The organism is Zunongwangia atlantica 22II14-10F7 (assembly GCF_002094855.1).
Taxonomy (GTDB): Bacteria; Bacteroidota; Bacteroidia; order Flavobacteriales; family Flavobacteriaceae; genus Zunongwangia; species Zunongwangia atlantica.
Map to the genome: position 1 here is coordinate 1 of NZ_ARYN01000007.1, position 19,608 is coordinate 19,608.

General features: G+C 36.6%; 14 protein-coding genes and 2 tRNA genes. 11 read left to right on the forward strand and 5 right to left on the reverse strand.

The window, feature by feature from the left end:
* The 3 genes from IIF7_RS08435 to IIF7_RS08445 all read right to left on the reverse strand — a co-directional run.
* The coding region (locus IIF7_RS08435) for a glutamate synthase subunit beta (RefSeq protein ID WP_139801297.1) at positions 1-1,400 on the reverse strand (1,400 nt) is incomplete at its 3' end.
* Positions 1,401-1,402: 2 nt separating this feature from the next.
* The gene (gltB, locus tag IIF7_RS08440) at positions 1,403-5,926 is read right to left on the reverse strand and encodes a glutamate synthase large subunit (RefSeq protein ID WP_084841254.1); all 4,524 of its coding nucleotides are present in this window, start codon (positions 5,924-5,926) and stop codon (positions 1,403-1,405) included.
* A 230-nt stretch (positions 5,927-6,156) separates the two neighbouring features.
* Positions 6,157-7,299 carry an acyl-CoA dehydrogenase gene (locus IIF7_RS08445; protein WP_084841255.1) on the reverse strand — a complete coding sequence of 381 codons (1,143 nt, stop codon included), beginning with the start codon at positions 7,297-7,299 and terminating at the stop codon, positions 6,157-6,159.
* A gap of 91 nt (positions 7,300-7,390) precedes the next feature.
* On the opposite strand from IIF7_RS08445, the gene IIF7_RS08450 reads away from it, so the two are divergent.
* From IIF7_RS08450 to IIF7_RS08485, 8 genes are all read left to right on the forward strand, one after another.
* Positions 7,391-8,458: an anhydro-N-acetylmuramic acid kinase gene (locus IIF7_RS08450; RefSeq protein ID WP_084841256.1), complete on the forward strand. Its 1,068-nt coding sequence runs from the start codon at positions 7,391-7,393 to the stop codon at positions 8,456-8,458.
* 52 nt (positions 8,459-8,510) lie between these two features.
* Positions 8,511-9,737: a Glu/Leu/Phe/Val dehydrogenase dimerization domain-containing protein gene (locus IIF7_RS08455; protein WP_084841257.1), complete on the forward strand. Its 1,227-nt coding sequence runs from the start codon at positions 8,511-8,513 to the stop codon at positions 9,735-9,737.
* A gap of 135 nt (positions 9,738-9,872) precedes the next feature.
* Complete coding sequence (locus tag IIF7_RS08460) at positions 9,873-10,574, forward strand: MotA/TolQ/ExbB proton channel family protein (RefSeq protein WP_084841258.1); 702 nt, start codon at positions 9,873-9,875, stop codon at positions 10,572-10,574.
* Position 10,575: 1 nt separating this feature from the next.
* A complete protein-coding gene (locus IIF7_RS08465) occupies positions 10,576-10,968 on the forward strand; it encodes an ExbD/TolR family protein (RefSeq protein WP_084841259.1) in 393 nt (130 codons plus the stop codon).
* Positions 10,969-10,970: 2 nt separating this feature from the next.
* Positions 10,971-11,804: an energy transducer TonB gene (locus tag IIF7_RS08470; protein ID WP_084841260.1), complete on the forward strand. Its 834-nt coding sequence runs from the start codon at positions 10,971-10,973 to the stop codon at positions 11,802-11,804.
* A 3-nt stretch (positions 11,805-11,807) separates the two neighbouring features.
* The gene (locus IIF7_RS08475) at positions 11,808-13,028 is read left to right on the forward strand and encodes a bifunctional folylpolyglutamate synthase/dihydrofolate synthase (RefSeq protein WP_084841261.1); all 1,221 of its coding nucleotides are present in this window, start codon (positions 11,808-11,810) and stop codon (positions 13,026-13,028) included.
* Positions 13,029-13,094: 66 nt separating this feature from the next.
* Positions 13,095-13,169: transfer RNA gene (locus IIF7_RS08480), tRNA-Val, on the forward strand.
* Between the two features lie 52 nt (positions 13,170-13,221).
* A tRNA-Val gene (locus IIF7_RS08485) sits at positions 13,222-13,296 on the forward strand.
* Between the two features lie 59 nt (positions 13,297-13,355).
* On the opposite strand, the gene IIF7_RS08490 is transcribed toward IIF7_RS08485, so the two are convergent.
* Positions 13,356-14,648: a UDP-N-acetylmuramoyl-tripeptide--D-alanyl-D-alanine ligase gene (locus tag IIF7_RS08490; protein ID WP_084841262.1), complete on the reverse strand. Its 1,293-nt coding sequence runs from the start codon at positions 14,646-14,648 to the stop codon at positions 13,356-13,358.
* A gap of 76 nt (positions 14,649-14,724) precedes the next feature.
* Positions 14,725-16,407, reverse strand: a complete 1,683-nt coding sequence (gene gldJ, locus IIF7_RS08495) for a gliding motility lipoprotein GldJ (protein ID WP_176218926.1) — start codon at positions 16,405-16,407, stop codon at positions 14,725-14,727.
* A gap of 359 nt (positions 16,408-16,766) precedes the next feature.
* Between gldJ and porV the strand changes: the two genes are divergently transcribed.
* From porV to pdhA, 3 genes are all read left to right on the forward strand, one after another.
* Positions 16,767-17,921, forward strand: coding sequence for a type IX secretion system outer membrane channel protein PorV (gene porV, locus IIF7_RS08500; protein ID WP_084841264.1), 1,155 nt, complete (start codon positions 16,767-16,769; stop codon positions 17,919-17,921).
* A 91-nt stretch (positions 17,922-18,012) separates the two neighbouring features.
* A complete protein-coding gene (gene cdd / locus IIF7_RS08505; RefSeq protein WP_084841265.1) occupies positions 18,013-18,495 on the forward strand; it encodes a cytidine deaminase in 483 nt (160 codons plus the stop codon).
* A 110-nt stretch (positions 18,496-18,605) separates the two neighbouring features.
* Complete coding sequence (gene pdhA, locus IIF7_RS08510) at positions 18,606-19,604, forward strand: pyruvate dehydrogenase (acetyl-transferring) E1 component subunit alpha (RefSeq protein WP_084841266.1); 999 nt, start codon at positions 18,606-18,608, stop codon at positions 19,602-19,604.
* Positions 19,605-19,608: the final 4 nt, after the last annotated feature.

Sequence of the window (19,608 nt, forward strand, 5' to 3'; positions counted from 1 at the left end):
TCCACGTGGTAAGCAGCTTCACGACCCTCTGAAATTGCCCAAACTATTAATGATTGACCACGACGCATATCACCTGCAGCGAATATGTGTGGTACATTAGTTTGGTAGTCATTATCGGCTTTTATGTTAGTTCTATTGTCTAGGTCTAATCCTAATTGCTGACTTAAACTGGCTTCTGGTCCTGTAAAGCCTAATGCTAACAAAGCTAGTTCACATGGCCATTCTTTTTCACTACCTTCCACTTCTTTAAGTTGTGGTCTTTCTCCTTTTTTACCTTTCACCCATTCGATTTGAACAGTTTTAAGGCCTTTTAAATTGCCTTCTTTATCTTTAATAAACTCTTTAGTGCTAATACTCCAATTTCTATTAACACCTTCCTCGTGAGAGCTACTGGTCTTTAAAGTGAAAGGCCAATATGGCCAAGGATTCTGTTTAGTTCTACTGTCTGATGGCATTGGCATAATTTCAAAATTAGTAACCGATTCAGCACCGTGTCTATTTGAGGTTCCAACGCAATCAGATCCTGTGTCACCGCCACCAATTACAATTACGTTTTTACCTTCCGCAGAAAGTTCAGGGGATAATTGCTTTAGGTTATCGACTACCTGGTTGTTGTTTTTAAGAAATTCCATTGCTTGCACAACACCTTTAGCATCTGCTCCCGGGATTGGTAATCCTCTTCGTTTTGTAGCTCCACCAGTAAGAACTACAGAATCGAATGCTTTTAATTCTTCAACATCATAATTTACACCAACATGAGTATTGGGTTTAAAGGTGATTCCTTCTGCTTCCATGATCTCTAATCTGCGATCAATAACCGATTTGTCTAATTTAAAATCAGGAATACCATAGCGGAGTAAGCCGCCTAATTTCGCATCCCTTTCAAATAAAGTTACATCGTGGCCTGCTCTATTTAATTGTTGTGCTGCAGCCATCCCTGCAGGGCCAGATCCAACAACAGCAACTTTTTTGCCAGTTCTTGTTTTTGGTGGATTAGGAACAATCCAGCCTTCTTTGAACCCTCTTTCTACAATATACTTTTCAATAAGTTCTATTGAAACAGGAGGTTCTATAATTCCTAATACACAGGCAGATTCGCAAGGAGCGGGGCATAGACGTCCTGTAAATTCAGGGAAATTATTTGTAGAATGTAAAATTTGTAATGCTTTTTTCCAATCGTTTTGATAAACAGCATGATTAAAATCTGGTATTAGGTTACCTAGTGGGCAACCACTATGGCAAAACGGTATTCCGCAGTCCATACAACGAGCTCCCTGATGATTAAGCTCTTCAGTATCTAAATCTTTTGTAAATTCTTTATAATTCTTAACTCTTAGCTCTACGGCTTCTGTTGTTTCTTCTTTTCTTTCGTATTCTAAAAATCCTCTAAGTTTTCCCATTATTACGCCGTTTTAAGTTCCAGGTTTTCTTCATTCTTTTTTTCTTCTTCCATTCTTTGTAATGCTTTTTTGTATTCTATAGGCATTACTTTGATGAATTTGGAAAGGTTTTCTTCCCAATTTTCTAATATGTGGCCTGCAACTTCACTATCGGTGTGATAGTAGTGATTTTGTATTAATTCTTTTAATTCTGAAGCGTCATCATTAGATACATGCTCTAATTCGATCATCTCCATATTAAAATTGTTATTATCTAAATTGTTTTCTGGATTATAGATATATGCAATTCCGCCGCTCATTCCTGCTGCAAAATTACGTCCTATTTTACCTAATATTACTGCTCTACCGCCCGTCATATATTCACAGCCATGATCTCCGATTCCTTCAATTACGGCTTTGGCACCAGAGTTTCTTACACAGAAGCGTTCTCCTCCAATTCCGTTGATATAGGCTTCTCCGTTAATAGCTCCGTATAAAGCAACGTTTCCAATAATGACGTTCTCATTGGATTTAAAAGTAGCTTCTTCTGGCTTTTTTACTGTAAGGGTAGCGCCACTAAGTCCTTTTCCGAAGTAATCATTAGTGTTTCCGGTAACATTCATCGTAAGTCCGCGTGTAGCGAAAGCACCAAAACTTTGCCCTGCAGATCCTTTAAAGTTTAGATCTAGAGTGTGCTCTGGTAATCCGCCTTCTCCATGAATTTTAGATATTTCGTTACTCAAAATAGCACCAGTAGTTCTGTTAATATTAGAAATATTGAAATCTAGGCTCATTTTTTCTTTACGATAAATCGCCGGGTGGGCTTTGCTAAGAATATCAAAATCTAATGCATTTTCTAGACCGTGATTTTGATCCTGAGTTTTATAAAGCGGAAGATCCTTGTCTATATTTGGTCTATAAAGAATATTTGATAAATCTATTCCCTGTGCTTTGTAATGTTCTATAGCACGATCCATGTCTAATTTCTGACTTTGTCCCACCATTTCATTAAGTGTTCTAAATCCAAGACTAGCCATAATTTCGCGTAATTCCTGGGCTACGAAATACATGAAATTAATTACATTTTCAGGAGTTCCTTTAAAGTTCTTTCTTAATTCTGGATCCTGAGTAGCGATTCCTACAGGACATGTATTTAGATGACATGCGCGCATCATAATACATCCAGAAGCAACAAGTGGGGCAGTAGAGAAACCAAATTCTTCAGCTCCCAGTAAACAAGCTATCGCAACATCACGTCCTGTTTTTAACTGTCCGTCACATTCAACCGTAATTCTGCTTCTTAAATTATTTAATAGCAAAGTTTGTTGCGCTTCAGCAATGCCTAGTTCCCAAGGTAAACCTGCATGTCTTAATGAGGTGAGAGGAGAAGCTCCTGTACCACCATCGTAACCAGAAATAAGAACAACGTCTGCTTTAGCTTTTGCCACACCAGCTGCGATAGTACCTACACCAACTTTAGAAACAAGTTTTACGTTGATACGTGCTTCTCTATTCGCGTTTTTAAGATCAAAAATTAATTGCGCCAAATCCTCAATAGAATAAATATCATGGTGAGGAGGAGGGGAAATTAATCCAACGTATGGAGTGGAATTTCTTGTTTTTGCGATAGAAGGATTTACTTTTGGTCCAGGTAATTGTCCACCTTCTCCAGGCTTAGCTCCCTGAGCCATTTTAATCTGAATTTCTTTTGCGTTAGAAAGATAATTTATGGATACCCCAAATCTTCCTGAAGCTACCTGTTTAATAGCACTGTTTCTCCAGTTTCCGTTAGCATCTCTGGTAAATCTGTTAGCATCTTCACCACCTTCACCACTATTACTTTTTCCTTGTAGGCGGTTCATGGCAATAGCAAGATTCTCGTGTGCTTCTTTACTAATCGAACCAAACGACATCGCTCCGGTCTTAAACCTTTTTACGATTTCTGTCCATGGCTCAACTTCATCTATAGAAATAGGGTTAAGTTCTTTAAACTTAAACATTCCTCGAAGTGTCATCAGGTTTTTAGTCTGATTATTAATAAAATTCGAGTATTCCTGATATGTTTTATAACTATTTTGCTTAACCGCCTGCTGTAATTTTGCTACTGAAGCAGGATTAAGCATATGGCGTTCACCATTTCTTCTCCAACGATAATCACCACCAATTTCCAGATCTAATCCAGTATCGGTTTCTGGTGGAGTAAATGCAGTTTTATAACGTTTTTGAATTTCTTTTTCGATCTCATAAAGTCCAATTCCTTCAATTCTAGAAGGTGTATTTGTGAAATACTTATTAGTAAACTTTTTGTTTAGTCCAAGAATTTCGAAAATCTGTGAACCACGATAAGAATGTAAGGTTGAAATACCAATCTTATTCATGATTTTTACGATTCCTTTTCCAATCGCTTTGTTGAAGTTTTTAACTGCAACATCTGGATCTTTTTCATCAATATCACCATCTTCAGAAAGCTTGTAGATAATTTCGTTTACCATATATGGATTAATAGCGCAGGCACCATAACCAAATAGTAATGCAAAATGATGTGGCTCTCTTGGTTCAGCAGATTCTATTACAATACCAAAAGCAGATCTTCTTTTATGTTTTTTAAGTTCGTGATGAACAAAAGAGCATGCTAGAAGTGAAGGGATAGGAGCAAGTTTATCACTTACGTTTCTATCTGAAAGGATAATGATGTTTCTGTCTTCATCAACAGCCTTTCTAATTTCCTGTACAATTTCTTCAAGTCGTTCTTCAAGACCATTTAAACCTTTGTCAATTTCGTACAATATCGAAATTGATTTTGCACGGAAATCTGGATGATCTATATATTTTATTTTATCCAGATCTTCGTTAGAAATCACCGGATTCTGAATTCTTAATTTCTTAGCGTGCTCTGGGGTGATATCGAAGATATTCTTGTCTTCACCAATTGATAAGCTAATATCTGTTACAATCTCTTCGCGAATTCCATCTAATGGTGGGTTGGTTACCTGTGCGAAAAGTTGTTTAAAGTAGTTGAATAAAAGTTGTGGTTTATCTGAAAGAACAGCTAATGGAATATCTGTTCCCATAGAACCAATAGCCTCTTTACCCTGGGTGGCCATTGGGCTAATGATAGTTTTAATATCTTCTATGGTGTATCCAAATACTTTTTGTCTTGTTTTAAAATCTACTGGCTCTATTGGTGTTTTGTTTCCTGTGTAAGGAACATCGGCAAGAGGCAGTAAATTTGAGTCTAGCCATTTGCGGTAAGGACGTTTAGAAACAATTTGTTCTTTAACTTCTTCATCACCAACGATGCGACCTTCAACCATATCTACCAGGAACATTTTCCCTGGCTCAAGACGACCGTGTAATTCTACATTTTCAGGCTTTACATCAACGACTCCGGTTTCAGAAGACATAATTACATAACCGTCTTTTGTAACGGTATATCTAGAAGGTCTTAATCCATTACGGTCTAGCAGTGCACCAATATATTGCCCGTCTGTAAAAGGAATTGAAGCAGGACCATCCCAAGGCTCCATGATGCAGGCGTTGTATTCGTAAAAAGCTTTTTTACCATCACCCATAGAAGGGTTTTTTTCCCAGGCTTCAGGTACCATCATCATAATAGCTTCTGGTAGAGAACGCCCCGTTTGTAAAAGCATTTCTAAAACCATGTCCATAGAAGCAGAATCAGATTTTCCTTCTAAGGTAACTGGTAAAATCTTTTTGATGTCTTCTCCAAAAATCTCACTTTCAAAAAGTTCTTCTCTGGCCTTCATTCGGCTAAGATTTCCTCTTAAAGTGTTAATTTCTCCATTGTGGCACATATATCTAAATGGCTGAGCCAAATCCCAGGTAGGGAATGTGTTAGTAGAGAAACGCTGGTGTACTAAAGCAAGTTTAGTTACCAAATCTGGATCATTAAGATCTTTATAGTAAATATTGATGTCTTGCGGCATCAATAAACCTTTATAAATAATTGTTTTTGTAGATAAACTTGGAAGGTAGAAATATTCAGCTTCTCCTAAATTAGAGCTGTATATTTTATGCTCTGCAATTTTTCTTGCGGCAAATAATTTTGCTCTAAAAACCTCGTCGGTCGTATCTTCATCTTTACCGATAAAGATTTGTTGTACATTTGGTTCGCTTAAAGATGCAATGCTTCCCAGGCAAGATTTATCTACCGGAACTTCTCTCCATCCGATAATATTTAAACCTTGATTAATAACCTCTTCTTCAAAAATCTCCTTACAAATCTTTAATTGATTTTTAGATCTTGGAAGAAAAACCATTCCTGCTGCATATTCACCAAATTCAGGTAAATCGAAGTCACAAACTTTCTTGAAGAAATTATGCGGAATTTCAATCAAAATCCCGGCTCCATCTCCAGTTTTTCCATCAGCACTTACCGCTCCACGATGTTCTAATCGAATTAGAATATCCAAAGCTTTGTGAATGATGTCGTTTGTGCGCTTACCTTTTAAGTTACAAATGAATCCCGCGCCGCAATTATCTCTCTCAAATTCAGGCAAGTAAAGCCCCTGCTCTTTTGGTCTCATAACCTATCTTCCTTATATTATTACTACAAAAATATCTAAATTAGTAAAGAATATGAAAGTAATAATAGGAAAGAGTGTATTAAATCCACTAAAACTAAAGAAAATCTTAATTTTTATTAATAGTTTAATAAATCAAGGGGTAATTTCCGAATTTCGCAATGGTGAATATCAGTTTTTGATATAAAAAAACTCGCTTTGATTTAGCGAGTTGATTTTGAGTGTTTTCAGGCTTATTTTTTAAGGATACTCCTAGAGATTACGATCTTTTGAATTTCTGAAGTTCCTTCGTAAATCTGGGTGATTTTTGCATCTCGCATTAAACGTTCTACGTGATATTCTTTTACAAAACCATTCCCTCCGTGAACCTGAACTGCTTCAACTGTTACATCCATAGCGGTTTGTGAAGCGCTTAATTTTGCCATTGCACCACTAAGATCATAATTTTGCTTTTGATCTTTATCCCAGGCAGCTTTCATTACTAAATGTCTTGAACTTTCTATAGAAGTATACATATCTGCCAATTTAAAAGCAATTGCCTGGTGATTGCTAATTTCAGTTCCAAAAGCTTTTCGCTGTTTAGAGTAATCTCTTGCAAGTTCGAATGCACCAGAGGCAATTCCCAACGCTTGCGCAGCAATTCCAATTCTACCTCCGGCTAATGTTTTCATAGCAAATTTAAAACCAAATCCGTCCTCGCCAATTCTGTTTTCTTTTGGAACTTTTACATCATTGAAGTTTAGAGAATGTGTGTCACTTCCCCTAATTCCCAATTTATTTTCTTTAGGGCCAACTTCAAAACCTTCCCATCCTTTTTCAACAATAAAAGCATTTATTCCATGATGCTTTTTCTCTCTATCGGTTTGTGCGATCACTAAATAATAATCTGCAGTGCCGCCATTAGTGATCCAGTTTTTGGTTCCGTTTAAAAGATAATAATCTCCTTTATCGATTGCGCTAGTTCGTTGAGAAGTAGCATCGCTACCAGCTTCGGGTTCAGAAAGGCAAAATGCACCTAATTTTTCTCCGGTAGTAAGTTTAGAGAGATATTTCTCTTTTTGCTCATGTGTGCCATAAGTGTCCAGCCCCCAGCAAACTAACGAATTGTTTACAGACATCACAACTGAGGCTGATGCATCTATCTTCGAGATTTCTTCCATCGCTAAAACATAGCTTATGGTATCCATACCGCCACCACCATATTCTGGAGACGCCATCATGCCTAAAAAGCCAAGTTCGCCCATTTTCTTAACTTGTGCTGCAGGAAATTCCTGTTTTTCGTCTCTTTCGATTACCCCAGGTAATAATTCGGTTTTTGCAAAATCGCGAGCAGCATCGCGAATCATTATATGTTCTTCAGTTAATTCGAAATTCATTGGATTATAAATTTAGAAAAAAGTAATTTTCGCTACCAAATATAAATTTTTGATATGTATTTTTCAATAATAATTAGTTAATTTTGAGAATATGAAAAAATCAGACTATTTTGTAATTGGGGTGATGTCTGGAACCAGCTTAGACGGAATCGATTTAGCTTATATTCATTTCTCTGTTGAAAATAACTATAATTTTGAAATTTTAAAAGCCGATACGGTAGGTTATTCAGCAGAATGGCGCGAAAAACTCAATTCGGCTATCGATTTAGAGGAAAATCAGCTTCAGGATTTAAATAAAGAATATACTAAATATCTGGCAGGAGTAATTCTTAGCTTTATTGCTGAAAATGATATTCGAAATGTAGATGCTGTATGTTCGCACGGGCATACCATAAAGCACGAGCCACAGAATGCTTTTACATTACAGATAGGAAATCTTCCTGAAATTGCCCAATATCTAAACTATAAGGTAGTATGTGATTTTAGAGTCCAGGATGTAGAGCTTGGTGGGCAGGGGGCGCCTTTGGTGCCGATAGGCGATAAGATTCTTTTTAATAAATATCGATACTGTTTAAATTTAGGTGGTTTTGCAAATATTTCTGAAGAGCAAAATGGTGAAATGCTGGCCTACGATATTTGTGCGGTGAATACCGTAGTCAATTATTTTACCAGGCGAATAGGAAAGGAGTATGATGATAAAGGAAAGATGGCTTCAGAAGGAAAACTAAATGAAAAATTACTTCAGAAATTAAACAATCTTAGCTTTTATAATCAAAATCCGCCAAAATCATTGGGTATTGAATGGGTGAAAGCTGAAGTTTTACCAATAATTACTTCCGAAGAAATCTCTATTCCTGATGTTTTACATACGTATGTTATTCATGTAGCACAACAAGTCTCAAAAGTGCTCGATAATCAGCAGCAATCTAAAGTTTTAGTAACAGGCGGCGGAGCTTTTAATGATTTTTTGATCGAAAAATTCAAAAGCTATTCAAATTGCGAGTTTGTAATTCCTGAAGCTAAAATTATCGATTTTAAGGAGGCTTTAATTTTTGGTTTGTTAGGCGTGTTAAGATTAGAAGAAAAAATAAATGTTTTAAGTTCGGTTACCGGCGCCAGTAAAGATCATTCTTCTGGTAAGATTTTTTTACCGGCATAGCTTAAAACTGTGATTAGTTATATTTGGTACAAAATTTATTTCCACACATAATATGAAAGAATTATTAAAAGTATACGAGAATAAAGAACCTGAAATTGTTTTTCATTGGAATGATCCTGAAACTGAAGCTGAAGGTTGGACGGTGATTAATTCGCTTAGAGGTGGTGCTGCCGGTGGCGGAACTCGAATGAGAGAAGGATTGGATAAAAATGAAGTACTTTCTTTAGCAAAAACAATGGAAGTAAAATTTACCGTTTCTGGGCCTGCGATTGGAGGAGCAAAATCGGGAATAAATTTTGACCCCAAAGATCCTCGAAAAAAAGGCGTTTTAGAACGTTGGTATAAAGCGGTTTCTCCTTTACTAAAAAGTTATTACGGTACCGGTGGAGATCTAAATGTAGATGAAATTCATGAAGTGATTCCAATTACTGAAGATTGCGGAGTTTGGCATCCGCAGGAAGGTGTTTTTAATGGACATTTTCAGCCAACCGAAGCAGATAAGATTAATAGAATAGGGCAACTTCGTCAGGGGGTAATTAAAGTTTTAGAAAATACCGGTTATTCTCCAGATATCTCTAGAAAATATACCGTGGCCGATATGATTACCGGTTTTGGTGTTGCTGAAGCCGTGAATCAATACTATCAAATTTATGGTGGTAATATAAAAGGAAAAAAAGCGATTGTACAGGGGTTTGGTAATGTAGGTTCTGCAGCGGCTTATTATCTGGCACAGATGGGAGCGAAAGTTGTTGGGATTATCGATCGCGTAGGTGGTTTGATCAATGAGGAAGGTTTTTCTTTTGAAGAAATAAAAGATCTTTTCCTTAATAAGCACGGAAATACTTTAAATGCTAAAAATTTAATTTCGTTTGAAGAAATCAATCAAAAAATATGGAATCTTGATGCTGAAATATTTACGCCATGTGCAGCTTCAAGATTGGTTGCTAAAGAGCAAATTTCAAGTTTAATAGAAAATAAGCTGGAAGTGATTTCTTGTGGAGCAAATGTTCCTTTTGCAGATAAAGAAATTTTCTTTGGTCCTATAATGGAGTTTACAGATGAGCGCGTAAGCCTAATTCCAGATTTTATTTCTAATTGTGGGATGGCACGGGTTTTTGCATATTTTATGGAGCGTCGTGTGCAAATGACCGATGAGGCTATTTTTAATGATACTTCCATGACGATTAAAAATGCTATCCAGAATACCTTTAATAATAATAGTAGTAAAACCAATATTAGTAAAACTGCCTTCGAGGTTGCTTTAAAACAATTGGTGTAATAGTTAAAACTCCTTATCTGTTAGTAATTTCTTAATGAATACAGATAAGGAGTTATTCTGATAATTATTTTACTAAATTTGGGCAACAATTTTAATCCGTTTATCACGTTACATTAAAAACCCTAATCAATTAATATGCTATATTTTATTCAGCAGGATGCCGTGACGCAGGCAGCGCAGGATGCTGCAGAGGTTTCAGAAGAAAAAACACTTTCGATTTTTGATTTGCTTTTAAGCGGTGGTATTGCCGGGCAGATTATTATAGTGGTATTGTTTGTGTTGTTATTTGCTGCGGTATATATCTATTTTGAAAGATTATTTGCGATAAAATCTGCAAGTCGTGTAGATAAAAACTTTATGCATCAAATTAAGGATAGCGTATTAAATGGTAACATCGAATCTGCAAAAATTAGATGTGCGCAAAGTGATAATCCTGTAGCTAGATTAACTGAAAAAGGAATTTCAAGAATTGGTAGTCCGCTTGAAGATATTAATACAGCAATCGAAAATGCGGGACGATTAGAAGTGTATAAACTAGAGAAAAATGTAAGTATTTTGGCAACTATTGCCGGTGCAGCACCAATGATTGGTTTCTTAGGGACTGTAATTGGTATGGTGATTGCATTCCATGAGTTGGCTACAAGTAGTGGGCAGGCGCAAATGGGATTACTTGCAGAAGGTATTTATACAGCGATGACAACTACGGTTGCTGGGCTTATTGTGGGTATTATTGCTTATATTGGATATAACCACTTAGTAGTAAAAACAGATAAAGTAGTGCACCAGATGGAAGCTACTGCTGTAGACTTTTTAGACTTATTAAACGAGCCTGCTTAATATGAATTTAAGAGGTAGAAATAAAGTTAGCCCGGAATTTAGTATGAGCTCGATGACAGATATTGTATTTCTGTTATTGATATTTTTCATGTTAACTTCTCCGGTAATTACTCCAGAGGCTTTGGATCTAATACTTCCAAAAGCCAAAGGGAAGACCACAAACCAGCAAAATGTTTCAGTAAGTATAACAAAAGAACTGCAGGTTTATATAAATGACGAGCGCATAAGTAATTCAGCATTAGAAAGTACTCTAAAAAGTAAATTGGCAGGAATAGAAAATCCAACAATAATTTTACGTGCTGAAGAAGGTGTGCCTATCGAAAAAGCAGTAAACGTAATGGATATTGCTAATCGAAATAGATATAAAATAGTATTAGCGGTTAAACCGGAATAATCATGGCTTTCTTAGAAACCAATCACGAGAGAAAATCATTCACAATCACAGTAGTACTACATGTACTCTTGTTGATTATTTTATTCTTTTTTGGTTTTACGTATCTAGATCCGCCGCCAGAAGATGGTATTGCTGTAAATTTTGGGACTTCAGAAGTTGGCTCAGGAGATCAACAACCAACAAAACCTATCGAGTCTGCTCCCAAAAATACGAGTCCGGAAGTCACTCCACCAGAGCCAGAGCCCATCGTTGAAGAGCAGGTTGTAACTCAGGAAGTAGAAGAAGCTCCAGTAATCGAAGAAAAGAAAGAGGTTAAAAAGCCTGTTGAGACTGAAAAGCCTAAAAAGGTGGAGCCTAAAAAAGAAGAGCCGGCTAAAAAGCCAGATCCAAAACCAGATAAATCTACTACAGATGCTATGAGTAGTATTTTAAATGGGCCAGAGAGAAGCGGTGAAGAAAGTGGAGGAGAAGGTGATGATAATGCAGCAGGAGATAAAGGTTCTCCAGATGGAGATCCAAATGCTAAAAGTTACTATGGTAATGGCGCCGGTTTAGATGGTGACGGAAATTATCGTCTTGGTGGTCGCCGTGCCCTCAATAAAGAAAAATTTGTTCAGGATTGTAACGAATCTGGTATTGTTGTGGTGCGTATAGAAGTAAATCGCCAGGGGCAGGTAATTGCTGCAACTCCTGGAGTAAAAGGAACTACAAATAACGCATCCTGTTTAACAGAACCTGCTAGAAAAGCAGCATTGGCTACACGTTTTAACAGTGACTCTGATGCGCCTTCACGCCAGGTTGGAACCATTGTTTATAACTTCAAATTATCTGAATAATTGATGACGTATCAACAAACTGTTGAATGGATGTTTCAGCAGTTACCTATGTATCAACGCGTGGGAAGTTCAGCATTTAAAAAAGATCTTACCAACACTTTAAAATTAGCAACGCATTTGGGTAATCCCGAGCTAGATTTTAAAAGTGTGCATGTAGCAGGGACTAATGGAAAAGGTTCTAGTAGCCACATGATCGCTTCGGTTTTGCAGGAAGCTGGCTATAAAGTTGGATTGTATACTTCGCCACATTTAAAAGAATATAGAGAACGGATTAGAATTAATGGTGAGTATATTTCTGAAGAAGCTGTAGTCGATTTTATACAAAATAATAAGCCTTTTTTTGAAGCTGAAACTCTTTCCTTTTTCGAGATGAGCGTAGGAATGGCTTTTTGGTATTTTGCTGAAGAAAAAGTAGATATTGCTGTGATTGAAGTTGGAATGGGAGGTCGGTTAGATTCTACCAATATTATTATTCCTGAAGTAAGTTTAATTACCAATATTGGTAAAGATCACATACAATTTTTAGGAACTACACTTCCTGAAATTGCCAGCGAAAAAGCAGGTATTATAAAACCTAATGTTCCTGTAATTATTTCTGAAAAGCATCCTGAAACAGCACCGGTTTTTAGAAAAACAGCCCAGGAAAGAACTGCTGAAATTATTTTTGCTGAAGAATGTGAAACTTTAGAAGATCTAAGTACAGATTTACTGGGAAGCTATCAGCAAAAGAATATAAAAGGAGTCGCTGCAGTTATTAATCAGCTTATTTCTCAAGATTGGATAATTTCTGAAGAGCATCTTAGAGAAGGATTAAAAAATGTTAGAAAAAACACCAATCTTAAGGGGCGTTGGGATATACTTCAGGAAGCTCCAAAAGTAATTTGTGATACGGCTCATAATAGTGATGGACTCAAATATGTGTTCCAGCAGCTAAAGGATGAAGTTTATGAGCGATTGCATTTTGTTTTAGGTGTTGTTAGCGATAAAGATTTAGATGAGGTATTGCCGCTTTTTCCAAAAAATGCGACTTATTATTTCTGTAAGCCAGATGTTCCAAGAGGACTGGAAGCTGAAAAATTAATGGCTAAATCTATCGAATTTGGGCTTGTGGGAAAGGTATTTAATAGTGTGTCAGAGGCTTATGCTGAAGTCTTGAAAGCTGCCGGAGAAAAGGATCTTATTTTTTGTGGAGGTAGTAATTTTACGGTAGCTGAAATTATTTAAAATTTTTAATTTTTTTCTTTGTGTAGAAGAAAAACTAGTCTATATTTGCACTCGCAATAATGAATGGGGCGCGTAGCTCAGTTGGTTCAGAGCACTTGGTTTACACCCAAGGGGTCAGGGGTTCGAATCCCTTCGCGCCCACAACCATTCAAAAGCTTCCAAAAGGGAGCTTTTTTTAGCTAAACATTCATTAGGGCGCGTAGCTCAGTTGGTTCAGAGCACTTGGTTTACACCCAAGGGGTCAGGGGTTCGAATCCCTTCGCGCCCACATAAACAAAAAGCTTCCTGATAGAGGAAGCTTTTTTTGTTTAATGGCTTTTGTATTTCTTAGAGAATATCTACAATTTTTTCTAAAGCAATTCCTCTAGATCCTTTTATAAGAATGTATGCATTGGTAATAGGATGTGCTGTTAAGAATACTTTTAATTCCGCAGTAGTGTCAAATTTCATAAAACTTTCTGGAGCAGATGTTGCTTTAAAAAATTTACCCACTAAATAGACATTTTTAAATTCTTTGCCAATACATAGGTCTACTATAGTCTGATGTTCTTCTTTGCTGTACTCACCAAGTTCTAACATGTCGCCAATAATTACAATTTTAGGTAGATTGGTGGTAAGATTTCCGAAGTTTGTTAAAGAGGAAGTCATGCTTGTTGGATTGGCATTATAGGCGTCCAATAAGAGTGTGTTCTTTTCCGTCTTTTGTATTTGCGATCTATTGTTGCTTGGTGTATATTCTTTTATAGCTTCTTTTATGGCTTTAAAAGGAACCTTAAAGTATAAGCCAATTGTTAATGCTGCAGCGGCATTAAAAGCGTTGTATTGCCCTGTTAACTGTGTTTCGAAAATAGCATTGTTATAACTGAAAGAAGCGTATTCAGAACCGTTTTGTGTGTTTGTGTAATCTATGCTTACTGCAGCATTTTGTGTGCTGGAAAATGTAAAAATATGGGAATAGCTATCCTGTCTTTTTTGAATCTCATCATCCAGATTTAAGAATAGTAATTTCTTATGATTTTTAAGATGAGTATAAAGTTCACTTTTACCTTTAATAACTCCTTCTATACCACCAAAACCTTTAAGATGTGCTTTGCCAAAATTTGTGATATATCCATAATCAGGTAATGCGATTTCTGTTAGAAACTCGATTTCTCCCTGGTGATTCGCTCCCATTTCTACTACACCAACTTCTGTGGTTTCGTCCATTCTTAAAAGTGTAAGAGGAACTCCGATATGATTGTTTAGATTTCCGATAGTAGCAATGGTTTTATATTTTTTACTAAGTACTGCGTGTATTAATTCTTTAGTGGTTGTTTTTCCGTTGCTTCCGGTGATTGAGATAATGGGGATGCCTAAGAAATGACGGTGAAAGGTGGCCAGTTGCTGCAAGGCACTCAGGCAGTCCTCTACCAAAATGTAATTGTCTTGGTCTTTAGCGTAAGCAGCTTCGTCTACTATGGCTACTTCAGCTCCTTTTTGTAGGGCATTTTCAGCAAATTCATTTCCATTAAAGTTTGCGCCTTTAAGAGCAAAAAATAAGCTGTTTGGTTTTATGTTTCTGGTATCTGTACTTACTCCAGAGCTTGTAAGAAATCGACGGTGTATTTTGGCTATATTCATAGTTTTAAGGTATAAAAAAAGCCCTAAAAAATTAGGGCCTTTTTTGTGAATATTTCTCTAAAACTTGCTTTGCTTATTAATTGCTTCTAGCGCGTTTTACATTATCCATAGATTTAGATCCTACTTTAGACATTGCATTTCTAAATCCAATATAGTCTGTAGCCATATCCTGTGGGAAGAATCTTCTTTGTGCAGGATCTAGCCAGTAAGCTCTGTCTCTCCAGGATCCACCTTTATAAACTCTTACATCGTCACTTATTAAAGTAGTTCTTTCTTTGTCGTCGTATTTAGGTTTTGCCTGGGTAGTGTCTCCAATTGCAATTCTGTCGAAATTAGGAGAGTTGTACATTCTTTTAGAAGAATCATCGATATCCTGAAATGGCTGATAGTATCTGCTAGAACTTTTGTCTCCATCTCTAAAATCTCTGTTGTCACTTTTAGAGAAGTTTGTTCTCATATAAGTTTCATCTTCGGTAATTGGTTTTTGTACAATTTCACCAGGTAGGTTTCTTGCAACGACTCTACCTGTGCTTAAGGTGTCGTATTTAATACCATCTGCTCCAACGATCTGTACAGTTCCGTCTTCATTGATAGCATTTTCAGTATAAACGTTTCCGCGGTAATAGTTGAAGTCGTTAAACTCGTCGTCCACAATTGGGCGGTAAACATCTGCAACCCATTCAGCAACGTTTCCTGCCATATCATACAATCCAAAGTCGTTTGCTTCGTAACTCATAACAGGAGCTGTGATATCTGCACCGTCATCACTCCAACCGGCAATTCCGCCGTAATCTCCTGCGCCCTGCTTAAAGTTTGCTAGCTGATCACCTTGTTTTCTTAAATCTCCACTACGAGTGTATCTTCCGTCCCATGGATATTTTTTACGACCACGATAAATGTTGTAGTCACGAATTCCCACTAAACCTAGTGCGGCATATTCCCATTCTGCTTCGGTAGGAAGTCTGTATTCTGGATAAAGAACTCCGTCTTTGCGTTGCACGTATTGTTTACTTGTGGAGTTCCCTAAGCTATCTGTAGATTGCGTTAGTTTTTGCGATTTCTTACCACTCTGAGTCATTTCCGTATTTCCACCATAAACTCTGCTAGGCGCATTGATATAGGTCTCAGTGTTAAAAGTAGCTCCTGCTTCTGTTTTGTATAAAGTTTCTTCAGAAATATAGCCAGATTCTACTAATTGCTTTTCGTTTACACGATCTGTTCTCCATTTACTAAATTCTACAGCTTGTACCCAGCTAACACCAACAACAGGATATTGAGCATAGGCAGGATGTCTAAGATAGTTATTAACCATGGTTTCGTTATAACCAAGTCTATTTCTCCAAACTAATGTATCTGGAACTGCGCCGTAGTAAATATTTCTATAATTCTGTTCTGTAGGAGGGAAAACCCTTTTTAGCCAGTCTAGATATTCAAGGTACATTTGGTTGGTAACCTCGGTTTCGTCCATATAAAAAGACTGTATGTGTTGTTGGGTAGGAGTGTTGTTCCAGTCGTGCATAACATCGTCCTGAACCTGTCCCATGGTAAAAGTTCCTCCCTCTACGAATACCAGTCCTGGTGCTGGTTCTTGCTCTTCGTAGTCTGTATCGTATTGAAATCCACCGTCTTTCGAGTTAATATCCCATCCGGTAGCTCTTGAGCTGTTTTTGTAATTTTTGGAATTGTTACATCCTACTAGACCAACGCCTAAAGCGATGGTAAAAATTGCTCTAAAAGCAGTTTTCTTTCTCATTCTCATGTTCTCTTTAGGTAGAATTTAGGCTCTGCAATATAATAATTAACGATAAAAGTACAAGAATATTTTGTTCTAAACCCCATTGTATTAATATATAACAAGTTGGTTTTTCTATCTTCCTGTTCTTTTAAAAGTTAGGCAAATATGCACAAATTAATGTCTATAGCTGCAAAATTAATATTTTTTTATAGTGTTTATGGGAAAAATAAATCTGCAATATTAAGATTTAATGATTATTTTTCTATTCGTCCTTCAATCTCCCCAGGTAAACGATGGATAGGTTGTTTTAAACGAATTTTAAAATTGAGCCATTTAGCTTCTAATAATATTAGTATATATTTGTTTATCATTTAGTTTAAGAGATGAAGAAAATTTCAACGATTTTATTATTAGGCTCAATACTTACTTCGGGTTGGTTGCAGGCTCAGGATATGGGAGATCGTGTAATAACAACAGGTGTTCCTTTTCTTCTTGTGGCGGCAGATGCCAGGGCTGCAGGAATGGGAGATCAGGGTGTAGCTACCTCGGTTGATGCATATTCTCAGCAATGGAATCCGGCAAAGTTTGCTTTTGCAGAATCAGAACATGGGATTGCGATTTCCTATACACCTTATTTAAGTGATATCGTAAGCGATATATTTTTAGGAGGTTTAAGTTATCATCGTAAAATAGATGATCGTAGTGCTTTTGCTGCCAGTTTACGATATTTTAGTTTGGGATCTATAGAGACTCGTATAACTCAGGATCAAATTCCTTTGTTGGTTAATCCTAACGAATTAACCTTTGATGCTTCTTATTCTTTAAAATTAAGTGAGACTTTTTCTATGGCTGTAGCTGGTAGATATCTTAGGTCTGATCTTGGTTTAAGTGATAGTCAGGATTTAGGGGCAGCAGGAAGTTTTGGTGTAGACGTTGCGGCATTTTATCAAAGTGAAGAAATCGTCTATAATAATTTCGATGGATTATGGCGATTTGGGATTAATGTTAGTAATATAGGGCCTAAAATGAAATACGACGATGCTGGCCAGGAAAACTTTATTCCTACTAATTTAAGACTTGGTGGAGGCTTCGATTTTATTTTTGATCCAGATAATAAATTAGGCGTCTATTTAGAATTTAATAAGCTCTTAGTGCCAACTCCTCAGGATTTTAATGGAGATGGAGTGATAGATCAGGAAGATGATGATGTTTATAATAGTACTAGTGCGATTGGAGGGATTTTTGAATCTTTTACAGACGCTCCAGATGGTTTAAGTGAAGAATTAAAAGAGGTAACCTGGGCCTTAGGAACCGAGTATACTTTTAGGGATGCTATTAAACTAAGAGCTGGTTATTTTAACGAAAGTGATGAAAAAGGATATCGAAAGTTTGTCTCTTTGGGAGGGGGATTTAAATACGAAGAATTCGTAATTATCGATATATCCTATTTGTTTTCAACTTCTAAATTTCCTAGTCCTTTGGAAGGAACATTACGATTTGGGTTAACCTTTAATTTTGGAGATGAATATTTAAATTGATTTTAGATAAAATAATAGATAAATCTTTGTAAAAGCATCAATACCATATTGGTGCTTTTTTTGTTTATTTTGTTATCCCGAAATTAATGTTATGGAAAAAATTAGATTTTCAGCTGAATTAGATGTTTTTGAAGACAAGTCACAATTGCCGCAAGAAATTCAGCAATTAATGGTTCAGGCGATAGAAACCAGAGATAATGCGTATGCGCCATATTCCTCTTTTAAGGTAGGAGCAGCTCTTTTGATGGAGAATAATGAGGTTGTGATAGGTAGTAATCAGGAAAATGCCTCATATCCCTCGGGATTATGTGCAGAGCGTACTGCGATTTATTATGCTGGTGCAAAATATCCTAAAATGCCAATAAAAGCAATGGCAATTTCAGCAAAATCACTAAATAAAGAAATTACTGCCCCGGTGCCTCCATGCGGAGCTTGCCGTCAGGCTATTTCTGAATACGAAGTGAATCAGGAAAAAGGAATTCCTATATATTTTATGGGAGAAAAAGGAAAGGTTTATCTGGCGAAATCGATAAAGGAATTATTGCCGTTTATATTCGATAAATTTAATCTTTAGTTTATTCAAGATTTTTGCGCTAAAACTGTTTTCCATTCTTATTATAAATAGTATTTTTGTTATTCGCTTGGCGAAATCTATCTGTAAAGCCATAAAAATATTTAAATTAAATGAAGAAAATAACAAAAGCCACGTATTTAAAGTGGTATGAGGATATGCTGTTTTGGCGTAAGTTCGAAGATAAACTTGCGCAGGTTTATATTCAGCAAAAAGTAAGAGGTTTTTTACATTTGTATAACGGACAAGAGGCTATCCTGGCAGGTGCTTTACATGCGATGGATACCGATAAAGATCGTATGATTACAGCTTATCGTAACCACGTTCAGCCAATTGGATTAGGTGTAGATCCTAAGAAAGTAATGGCCGAGCTGTATGGTAAAGGAACTGGAACGTCACAAGGTCTTGGAGGTTCTATGCATATTTTCTCTAAAGAACATCGTTTTTATGGTGGTCACGGTATCGTTGGGGGACAGATTCCTCTAGGTGCAGGGCTTGCTTTTGCAGATAAATATTTTAAAAGAGATGCGGTTACCTTAACTTTTATGGGTGATGGAGCTACTCGTCAGGGATCATTACATGAAACCTTAACGATGGCTGTAAATTGGAATCTTCCTGTAGTTTTCTGTGTAGAGAATAATGGATATGCAATGGGAACTTCGGTAGCTAGAACAGCTAGAAGTACAGATATATATAAATTAGGTAATGGTTACGAAATGCCATGTGCGCCTGTAGATGCTATGGATCCTGAAAAAGTTGCTGAAGCTTTAGATGAAGCAATTACTCGTGCAAGAAAAGGAGAAGGGCCTACTTTCTTAGAGTTAAAAACATATCGTTATAGAGGTCACTCTATGAGTGATGCTCAGCATTACAGAACTAAAGAAGAAGTTGCAGAATACCAAAAGATAGATCCTATCACTAAGGTTAGAGATATTCTTATCGAAAAGAAATATGCAACTGAAGATGATATAAAGAAAATCGACAAGCGAGTTAAGGATAAGGTGAAAGAATGTGAGCAATTCGCAGACGAGTCAGATTTCCCAGAAAAGAATGTAATGTACGATGTGGTTTACGAACAAGAAGATTATCCGTTCTTACCACATAAACTATAATAAT

Bases quoted from the DNA above. Each gene is read 5' to 3' on its own strand.
- gltB (WP_084841254.1), bottom strand. From the start codon at position 5,926: ATGAGACCAAAAGAGCAGGGGCTTTACTTGCCTGAATTTGAGAGAGAT.
- IIF7_RS08445 (WP_084841255.1), bottom strand. From the start codon at position 7,299: ATGAATTTCGAATTAACTGAAGAACATATAATGATTCGCGATGCTGCT.
- IIF7_RS08450 (WP_084841256.1), top strand. From the start codon at position 7,391: ATGAAAAAATCAGACTATTTTGTAATTGGGGTGATGTCTGGAACCAGC.
- IIF7_RS08455 (WP_084841257.1), top strand. From the start codon at position 8,511: ATGAAAGAATTATTAAAAGTATACGAGAATAAAGAACCTGAAATTGTT.
- IIF7_RS08460 (WP_084841258.1), top strand. From the start codon at position 9,873: ATGCTATATTTTATTCAGCAGGATGCCGTGACGCAGGCAGCGCAGGAT.
- IIF7_RS08465 (WP_084841259.1), top strand. From the start codon at position 10,576: ATGAATTTAAGAGGTAGAAATAAAGTTAGCCCGGAATTTAGTATGAGC.
- IIF7_RS08470 (WP_084841260.1), top strand. From the start codon at position 10,971: ATGGCTTTCTTAGAAACCAATCACGAGAGAAAATCATTCACAATCACA.
- IIF7_RS08475 (WP_084841261.1), top strand. From the start codon at position 11,808: ATGACGTATCAACAAACTGTTGAATGGATGTTTCAGCAGTTACCTATG.
- IIF7_RS08490 (WP_084841262.1), bottom strand. From the start codon at position 14,648: ATGAATATAGCCAAAATACACCGTCGATTTCTTACAAGCTCTGGAGTA.
- gldJ (WP_176218926.1), bottom strand. From the start codon at position 16,407: ATGAGAATGAGAAAGAAAACTGCTTTTAGAGCAATTTTTACCATCGCT.
- porV (WP_084841264.1), top strand. From the start codon at position 16,767: ATGAAGAAAATTTCAACGATTTTATTATTAGGCTCAATACTTACTTCG.
- cdd (WP_084841265.1), top strand. From the start codon at position 18,013: ATGGAAAAAATTAGATTTTCAGCTGAATTAGATGTTTTTGAAGACAAG.
- pdhA (WP_084841266.1), top strand. From the start codon at position 18,606: ATGAAGAAAATAACAAAAGCCACGTATTTAAAGTGGTATGAGGATATG.